Annotated in this window: 5 protein-coding genes and 1 pseudogene; 4 read left to right on the top strand and 2 right to left on the bottom strand. The window is 57.6% G+C overall.

Going from position 1 to position 7,949, the window contains the following annotated elements:
• Nucleotides 1-213: 213 nt before the first annotated feature.
• Entirely contained in the window at nt 214-405 is a 192-nt protein-coding gene (locus A3H92_12585; GenBank protein OHC76200.1) for a hypothetical protein, read from the bottom strand.
• Nucleotides 406-625: 220 nt separating this feature from the next.
• On the opposite strand from A3H92_12585, the gene A3H92_12580 reads away from it, so the two are divergent.
• The 3 genes from A3H92_12580 to A3H92_12570 all read left to right on the top strand — a co-directional run bounded on the left by A3H92_12580 (nt 626) and on the right by A3H92_12570 (nt 6,243).
• On the top strand, nt 626-1,942 hold the full coding sequence (locus A3H92_12580) for a hypothetical protein (GenBank protein ID OHC76199.1): 1,317 nt from the start codon (nt 626-628) through the stop codon (nt 1,940-1,942).
• A gap of 138 nt (nt 1,943-2,080) precedes the next feature.
• On the top strand, nt 2,081-4,834 hold the full coding sequence (locus tag A3H92_12575) for a hypothetical protein (protein OHC76198.1): 2,754 nt from the start codon (nt 2,081-2,083) through the stop codon (nt 4,832-4,834).
• Nucleotides 4,831-6,243, top strand: coding sequence for a hypothetical protein (locus A3H92_12570; GenBank protein ID OHC76197.1), 1,413 nt, complete (start codon nt 4,831-4,833; stop codon nt 6,241-6,243). The genes A3H92_12575 and A3H92_12570 overlap by 4 nt, the downstream gene beginning before the upstream one ends.
• A gap of 52 nt (nt 6,244-6,295) precedes the next feature.
• On the opposite strand, the gene A3H92_12565 is transcribed toward A3H92_12570, so the two are convergent.
• Nucleotides 6,296-7,675: a hypothetical protein gene (locus A3H92_12565; protein OHC76196.1), complete on the bottom strand. Its 1,380-nt coding sequence runs from the start codon at nt 7,673-7,675 to the stop codon at nt 6,296-6,298.
• On the opposite strand from A3H92_12565, the pseudogene A3H92_12560 reads away from it, so the two are divergent.
• Nucleotides 7,666-7,949 (top strand): annotated as a pseudogene (locus A3H92_12560) (hypothetical protein). The gene A3H92_12565 and the pseudogene A3H92_12560 overlap by 10 nt on opposite strands.

Genomic DNA, 7,949 nt, shown 5'->3' with positions numbered 1-7,949 from the left:
GTTTTATGGACCACAGAGGCACTGAGACACAGAGGAAGATAGAGAGAGAAAAAAGGCGGTAAGAAAACTTCGCTTAATCTTCTCTGCGCCTCTGTGTCTCTGTGGTCTGACAACCGTCAGAGTAAATGTGTCGTGATGAATAAAGACAAAGACCCGTTAACAGATAAAGTTATTGGTTCAGCTATCGAAGTCCATAAAAGCTTGGGGCCTGGTCTACTTGAATCGGCTTATGAGGAATGCCTTTGTTATGAACTGGGTCAAAATAAAATTGCTTTCAAACGTCAGGCGCCGCTGCCCGTTTTTTACAAATCGGTTAAACTGAATTGCGGATACCGAATGGATATAGTTGTTGATGAACGGTTGATCGTTGAACTGAAAACTGTTGAAAAGATTTTGCCCGTACATGAGGCCCAATTACTGACCTACCTCAAACTAAGCGGCTTGAGTACGGCGTTATTGCTGAACTTTAATACGGCTGTTCTGAGGGATGGCATTAGAAGGATCGTGTATTAATGACTTTTCCTTATTCCTCTCTGCGTCTCTGTGCCTCTGAGTCTCTGTGGTGGTTCATAAAACAGTGCTTCTTTCAGTCAATGCGCTGGGCGTTACCGATTAGGATGACGGGATGATGTCTTTCTGGAAAAAACCGTTTTCCAAGAAGCCCCAGGTGGATGCGGGCGGGGACCATGGCGCCTTTCTCGACAGCCTGAACAAGGCGCTGTCCGGCAATCCGACGGTCAGCACCGGGCGGGTTCATCTGATCGGCATGGAAAAGATCAAGGACATGCTGGGCGACGACTGGGAGCGGCTTAAAAACAAGGCTCACCATATCGTCCGCTCCGCCATCGAAGAACGGCTGGGGCCGCAGGACGTTTGCACCCTCTACGAGGACCTGTCCTATCTGGTCGTTTTCGCCGCCCTGAGCAAGGAGGAAGCGCAACTGAAATGCTCGATGATCGCCCAGGAAATTACCGGTCGCCTGATCGGCAGGCAGACCGCTTCCAACTTCACCGATGTCAGCACCCTGGCCCTGAAGGAGGATGGAAAAGTCTATTTCGAGAAATTACCGAGCATCGGCCGGCTGGCCGAACAACTGAAGAAAGAGGTCGTGAAGACAAAAAGGGAGAACGCGGCCCCGGCGCCGCCAAAGCCCAAAGCCGGCGGGAAAAAAGAGGATATTGATTGGTCGAGGATCAGGCTTGTTTTCCGCCCCCTGTGGTACGTTCGCCACGAGATGGTAACCACTTTCCTGAGCGTTCCGGTGATGGAGACCGGCAACGGCGCCTTTGTTTACGGTTACGATCTGTTGCGCGACCCATGCGACCCTGAAGGGATCGCCAGGCTGGATTCTCACGTCCTGCACATCGCCTCGAAGGAACTGAAAAGGATCGCCATGGAGGGCAAGAAAGCCCTTCTTTCCGTTCCGGTGCATTTTGAAACCCTGGCCTCGGGACAAAGGAAACTGGATTTTATAAATCTTTGCAACGGGTTGCTGGCGGGACACGACGACCGCATGGTTTTTGAGCTGGTCGAATTGCCGGACGGCATTCCCCAGTCCCGCATCGTCGAACTGGTCTCGGCATTGCGCGCCCACGCCAGGGCCGTAACCGCCAGATTTTCCCTCGATCACAGGAATTTCATGGCTTACCGCATAGCGGGACTGCACGCGGCGGGAACGGATATCTTTTCCGACAAGAGAAAAGAGGCGGATATCATGCGCGAGATGAACGGGTTCGTCGAGGCGGCCAATAACCAGAATCTCAAGACCTACATCCACGGCGTTCGCACGTTGAGCATGAAGACGGCGGCCATCGCCTCCGGCTTCGATTATATCGACGGCTATGCGCTGACGTCGGTAGCCGACGCTCCCGACGGCGCTTACTCGCTCGGCCTTGAACAGTCCTACCGCCCCCTGCTCGACTGGAAGGATCATGGGGAATGACGCCGTCGGCGCTTTCCCCTCCTTACCAAGGAGGGGGCAGGGGGAGGTTGCTGCCGATACCCCCTCTAACTCCCCCTTGGAAAGGGGGAGAATTTTTCTTTTCCTGTATGAGTCATCGTCAATAGCCGCTGGAATGATATGCAATCCGTTAAACCTCCCTTCATGATCGGCCTGCGCGGCCGCCTGGTTCTGTTGCTGCTGGCGGTATTCGCCGTGCCGTGCGGCATGGTCGTGTGGCAGTCGATTGACGAGCGTAACCGGAACATTTCCGCAGCCCTTGAAAACCTCCGGGATGATGCGCGTCTGGTTGTCTCCCGGCAGCAGGTCCTGGCCGTAAAAGCCGAGATGATCCTGACTGACTTGTTGCTGCATCCAAAAATGCGCCCCGGCGTTTCCGTCGAGGAGTGTTCACGGGAACTCCTGGCGTATCTTCCGCAACACCCGGAGTTTGTCCAGTTCGCGAAGGTGCGGCCCGACGGCGACCTGGAATGCGCCGCAGTTCTTCCCAAGGATCGCGTCAACTTCGCCGACCGGAAATGGTTCCGGCAGGCGTTGCAGTCAACGGAAACGGTGGTCAGCGAGGTGCTGACCGGCAAAGTTTTGGGCAAGCCGATTATCGTCTTCGCCAAGGCGCTGCGGGATGAGGCGGGACAGGCGTCGGCCATTTTCTTCGTATCTATTGATTTGGCATGGCTGCGCCGGGAGTTGGCGAAAACCGGCTTATCGACGGATTCCCGTCTGGTGATAATAGACGGCATGGGTACGGTCGTCGTGCGCTACCCCGACCCGGAAGGATGGAGCGGCAAGAACGCCGCGCATATGTTTCCGGTTAATCAAATCCTGGCCCGGCGCGGCGAAGGCGTAATAGAGGGAATCGGCCTGGACGGATTGAACAGGCTTTTCGCCTATTCGCCGCTTCTGGATACGGTCGCCGGCCCCATGTATCTCTTTTTGTCCATGCCCAGAAAGACGGTGACGTCCGACGCCCGGCGTCGTCTGCTGATCAGTCTCGTCATCGGGATGGCGGCGCTTGCCGTCTCGCTGGGAGGGGTGCTTTGGGGAGGCGACAGATTCGTCGTGCGGCCTCTGTCGGCCCTGTCGCGGACTGCCGCCCGGATCGGCGCCGGAAACCTTAGCGCCCGCAGCGGACTGCCCTATACCGGCGGCGAGTTCGGGCAACTGGCCCGGATTATGGACGAAACCGCCGCCGCCGTTCAGGCAAGCGTGGGTGATCTTGACAACGCCAGACGCGCCCTGGCCACCCTGGGCGCCAGTAACCGGATACTGTTACGCATGACCCGCGAGGATATCCTTGGACAGGATATCTGCCGGGTGGCGTTGGAGAAAGGAGGGTTCCATAGCGCCTTCCTTTGCTACCTCGAAGACGGATCAAGGATACGGACGGTGGCCCACGCGGGGCCGTGTCCCTTTACGACGGAAGGGGCATTTATCCGGTGGAACGGCGATGACGCCTCGGCCTTGTCCCTTCCTTGTCTGGCGCTGCGCGAGGGGAAGGTAGTCGTCTCGCAGGACATCGCGGCGGACGACAGGTTTGTTTCCTGGCGGGACACGGCGATTGAACACGGCTGCCGCTCTGGGGCGTCATATCCTTTGCTGAGGGAGGGAACGGCCTTGGGCGCCCTGACGATCATTGCCGCCGAACCGGGACGGTTCACGCCCGGCGTGACGGATATGCTTCAGGAACTGGCGGACGACGTGGCTTTCGGCATCGTGACGATCCGCAACAGGGAGTTACACCGGCAAGCTGAAGGCAAGGTCCGGGAGTCCAAGGAACGAATACGCCTTATCCTCGATTCTACCGTCGAAGGTTTATTTTCCATGAATGCCGCCGGCGTTTGCACGCTGGTCAATCGCGCCGCCGTTTCCCTTCTCGGCTATGCCGAGCCGTCATCCCTGATCGGAAAAAACATCCACGAGCTTATTCATAATTCAGGCGAATGCCCGATCCTGTCGGCCATGAAGGCCGGAAAGACCGTGGAGGTCGAGGAGGACGCCTTCCGGCGCGCCGACGGGACAAGTCTTCCCGTGTCCTATCGCTCTTCGGTCATTCGCGACGAAGACCGGATTACCGGCGTTGTGGTCAGCTTCATCGATCTTACCGAGAAACTGGAAATAAAGCGGCGCCGGCAAATCACCGAACGCATGGAGACCATGGGAAATCTGGCCGGAGGTGTCGCCCACGACATCAACAACATGCTGCTGCCGATCATTACCTTGTCTCAAATGGTCATGGATGATCTTCCCGCAGGCTGCCGTAACCGCGTCCGCCTTGAGAAGGTGTTGCAGGCGGCGGCGCGGGCGAAGGATGTGGTTTCGCGCATTCTGGCCTTCAGCCGTCAGGAGGAAACCCGAAAGGTCTTGACGGATATCAACGTTCTGGTTGAGGAAGCGATAAGCATCCTTCGCAACACCATCCTGTCTACCGCCGCCATCGAGCAAAAGCTGACCGCCGGCGTCGGCATGATCATGGCCGACGCAACCCGGATCATGGAAGTGATAATAAACCTTGTCGTCAACGCCTCGCATGCGCTGGAAGGAAAAGTCGGAACAATCACCGTCGCCTTGTCCCGCGTCGAGGTCGATGCCGGGTTCGCCGCCGCCAATCCGCCCCTGAACGCCGGTCCACACGCAATGATTGCCGTGACCGATACCGGCTGCGGCATGAGCAAGGAGATCATGGAAAAGATTTTTACTCCCTTTTTCACGACCAAGCCGAAGGGGGAGGGAACCGGCATGGGGCTTTCGCTGGTATTCACCATTGTCGCAAAGCATGGAGGAGTCGTTACGGTCAGGAGCGCGCCCGACGCCGGATCGACCTTTGCGGTCTATCTGCCCCTGGCGGAGAACGGCGGGCGGGGCGACGCCGCATGACCGGCGGAAAGACCCCCGGCGGGGTCATCCCGTCCACTTATGATATTTATTGCCTGAAAGACGGGAGGTGGAGTCTTCATTCCTGCTTCCTTCACGAAGAAAAAAAAGAAGCCCTGGCCGAAGCCGTGCGGCTCGACAGGGAAGGCGGCTTCAACGGCGTGCGGCTGATGGGCGTCAAATTCGGCGCAAGCGGACACGGCGCCGTCGAGGTGATGGTTTGGGTAAGCCCCGGCCTGCAACACGCCATGTTCAGGCCGGAAAGGCTCGCCGCCGTGCGCCGCGCCGGCAAGCAGGAAAAGAAGGACGAAAAAAGCCCCGGCGAGACCGATGTCCACAAAGCCGTTTCCCGGCCACGGATATCAGGAAAACAAAAAATCGCCATGGACAAAAAGCGCCGTCTGGCGATGGGGCCGAGCGACGGGATCATGGCGAAAAGTCATGCGCCGGAACCGTCCGGCGGAATCGGCAAAGAGGAACCCCCCCCCGCCGCCTCCGGGGAACATCTCTCGGCCATGACCGCTTTCATGAATCGCATCGGCAAGGCCGTCGGGGGCCTGACGAAGAGCCGGGACGCATATGAAATGTTCGGGCTTGATCTTTTCCTGGCCGGCGCCTGCGAAGGCTATGGCCGGGAAAAAAAGCTTTCCGGGGACGAAGTAACGGCGCTTGTCCGCGATATCGTCGTCGCCTCCGGCGGCAGGCCGGAAACCGCTGCGGCCTTTGCTTCCAAACTCCCGGACTACCATGGCAGCGCCAGATACAGGTCGATGATCGAAAGCGGATGCCGCGCCACGACCATGGCCGCAGAAAACGAGTCTTATGCCATTAAGGAACTGACCGTATCCCTGAAGAACTGGAACAGCCCCGTCGCCGCCGCCTCGCAGGCCCAGGGCATTGTAACCATCATGTTTACCGATATCGTCGATTCAACCCGCATGACCCAGGAAAAAGGCGACTTCGGCGCCCAGGAGGTCATTCATGCCCATAACGCCGTCGTCCGCGACGCCATCGCCGCTCATCACGGCCATGAGGTCAAGCATACCGGAGACGGCATCATGGCCTGTTTTCCGCCGGCGGGAAACGCCGTCGCTGCGGCGCTGATGATCCATCAGGGCATAGTCAGGCACAATGCCGGGCACGGAGCGTCCAGATTCGAGGTGCGCATCGGGCTTAATTCCGGCGATCCCATCCGCGAGGAAAACGACTATTTCGGGGCGCCGGTGCAGATTGCGGCGCGCGTCTGCGCCAAGGCGACCGGCGGGCAGACCATGGTTACCGGGCCGGTCAAAGACATGGCCGCGTCGTACGGCGTTCATTTCCGCGAGGCCGGGAAATTCCGGCTCAAGGGGATAGATGACGATATAATGCTGTACGAGGCGATACCGGCTCCCCTGACTCTTCCTTCGTAAGGAGGGGAAAGAATTCCTCCCCCTTAACAAGGGGGAGGTTAGGAGGGGGTAGTCACTCCCCGAGAAGCGGCCTGTACATCGAATACAGATCGTAGCGCCGGGCCGGCATAGGGCTTTCCGCCACCGAGGAAAGAGCATAGCCGCCGATATAATCGAACCCCGCCGCAATTGCCGCCGTGTTCAGGCTGATGGTGTGGATTCCATGCACATATGTCTTGAGGCGTTCCTTGTTCGCGGCCTCCACAAACCGGTTGAACTGCCTCATGATCGATGCTTCGCCCTCATGGTGGTAATAGAGGTCCATGCCCACCGCATGCAGGTTGGCGGAGCGGCACAAGCCGAAGGTCTTTCTGTCCATCGTGAAACGGGCGATCACCGCTCTGGCGAACGGGCGTAGCATTCCCGCCAGTTCGACAATGCGGGATTGCGGCGCCCCTTCGGGAAGTCCGACCAGTTCAAAAACCAGGAAGTTCGCGTATTTCTTCAGGTGTCTGCCGCAGTAGTCGAGATATTTCGTCCGGGTTCGGTTGTTGGCGATCGTCTCGAAGTGAACAGGCAGGGAAATAAGCGTCTTCGCTCCTGTTTCCATTATGAGGGATAACTCCGTAGCCGCCGTAGCCATGGTAAGCAGGTCGAGGTCGGCTATCTGTAAAGTACTGGAGGGGTCAGGAAGAATCGCGTAACCGGAGAAAAAGGAACCCACGGAATCTTGCTTGATAGCCAGACAGATATAGGTGGAAACAATCATCCCCCGCAGCGCCAGCAGAGGGCGGTAGATGAACCGTATCCCGTCCCGGTCAATGACATCTCCGGCCCACAGCTTCGGCTCCGCAAGCAGTCGGCTCTCACTTTTAACGGAAGGCTTGCCGGTCTGGTTATTCATAACCGTCCCGATGTCCGCGATCTCGGTGAAGGCGATCCGGCCATCGTCGCCAACGGTCGCTTCCTTGATTTTGATCTCGTTATAGGCGGACTCGGTTCCGATCAGCCTCCGCGCCAGTTCTCTGCTGATAAGGGAACACTTAAGTTGTATTTCATGCCGGTCCAGCCGGGAATAGGCCATAAGATAGGACGTATCCGCATAGGGCGTACAGGCGTCCGCCGCCGACATATGGGATTCGACGGTTTCGCGCACGGCATTATGGATTTTTCCGGCCATAATATCCCATTTTTTGCCGAACTGCCGCCGAAGCGGCTCAAGCTCAACCAGATAGACCCGGCCTCTCCCGCCATCCCCGTGTTGACCGAGTATTTCGCGCAGCTTTTTCTCAAACTCCGGGGAGGGCGGGGGTTTCCCCGCCCGCGCCGCGTCAAGACCGTTGAGCAGGCATTGAGGGAAGGAAGAATTCGGCATAGGCGGCGGAAACTCCATGTTTAACAAGGCGACGCCGAACTTGCGACCGGCGCGAAAGCAAGGCCATGATGGTTCCATTTATACCAGTAGCCGTAAAAAATGACTCTGAAAAATTCTCCCCCTTGTTTAAGGGGGAGTTAGAGGGGGTCGTTGCAGCAATCGAAGAGGGAATTGTCGGCCTGTGTGTTCTGACCACAGAGGCGCAGAGGCGCAGAGAAGATCAAGCGAAGTTTTTTCCCTGCTTTTTCTTTCTTTTCTCTATTCTCCTCTGTGTCTCTGAGCCTCTGTTGTCTAATTCCGGTTCTGCCGTCAAGCTCTTCCGAACCTTTCTTTTGTCCTTCACCGGGAACAC

The sequence above is a fragment of the Rhodospirillales bacterium RIFCSPLOWO2_02_FULL_58_16 genome (assembly GCA_001830425.1).
In the GTDB taxonomy this organism is placed as follows: Bacteria; Pseudomonadota; Alphaproteobacteria; order Rhodospirillales; family 2-02-FULL-58-16; genus 2-02-FULL-58-16.
This window is presented reverse-complemented; position numbering and strand designations above follow the sequence as displayed.

Coding starts and splice junctions, on each gene's coding strand:
- A3H92_12570 (OHC76197.1), top strand. CDS start 4,831: ATGACCGGCGGAAAGACCCCCGGCGGGGTCATCCCGTCCACTTATGAT.
- A3H92_12565 (OHC76196.1), bottom strand. CDS start 7,675: ATGGAACCATCATGGCCTTGCTTTCGCGCCGGTCGCAAGTTCGGCGTC.
- A3H92_12575 (OHC76198.1), top strand. CDS start 2,081: ATGCAATCCGTTAAACCTCCCTTCATGATCGGCCTGCGCGGCCGCCTG.
- A3H92_12585 (OHC76200.1), bottom strand. CDS start 405: ATGTACGGGCAAAATCTTTTCAACAGTTTTCAGTTCAACGATCAACCG.
- A3H92_12580 (OHC76199.1), top strand. CDS start 626: ATGATGTCTTTCTGGAAAAAACCGTTTTCCAAGAAGCCCCAGGTGGAT.